We start from the raw sequence: 433 nt of genomic DNA, 5'->3' as shown, positions 1-433 counted from the left end.
AGTTGAGCAGGCTGCCCTGGAGTTCGGCACGGAGATCGGGCGTGAGAACGCTACCGGCACGATCCACCAGCAACGCCATCTCATACCCCACCAGACCGATGTCCGCCTCAGGATGCGCCAGCACCGCCAACGACGAACCGTCCGAGATCGACATGATGAAGAGGAAACCACGCTCCATCTCCACCACCGTCTGATTCACCGCACCACCCTCGAAGATCCGCGACGCACCCGCGGTCAACGACGTCAGCCCCGAAGCCACCGCCGCCAACTGATCCGCACGATCCCGCGGAAACCCCTCGGACAACGCCAGAAGAAGACCATCGGCAGACACCACCACCGTGTGCGACACCCCCGGGGTGTTCTCCACGAAACTGGTGATCAACCAGTTCAGGTTCTGCGCCGCCTGGCTCATCGGCCTCACACTAACGCTCCT

Annotated in this window: 1 protein-coding gene; it reads right to left on the bottom strand. The window is 62.8% G+C overall.

Features of this window, described 5'->3' with window-relative positions:
- Positions 1-412: roadblock/LC7 domain-containing protein (locus ACL02R_RS30080; protein ID WP_059012614.1), on the bottom strand; the 412-nt coding region annotated here is incomplete at its 3' end.
- Positions 413-433: the final 21 nt, after the last annotated feature.

It is taken from the genome of Streptomyces sp. MS19, from assembly GCF_047200595.1.
Lineage (GTDB): Bacteria > Actinomycetota > Actinomycetes > Streptomycetales > Streptomycetaceae > Streptomyces.
Note: the sequence above shows the minus strand (reverse complement) of the source record. Positions and strands in the feature narration are given on the sequence as shown.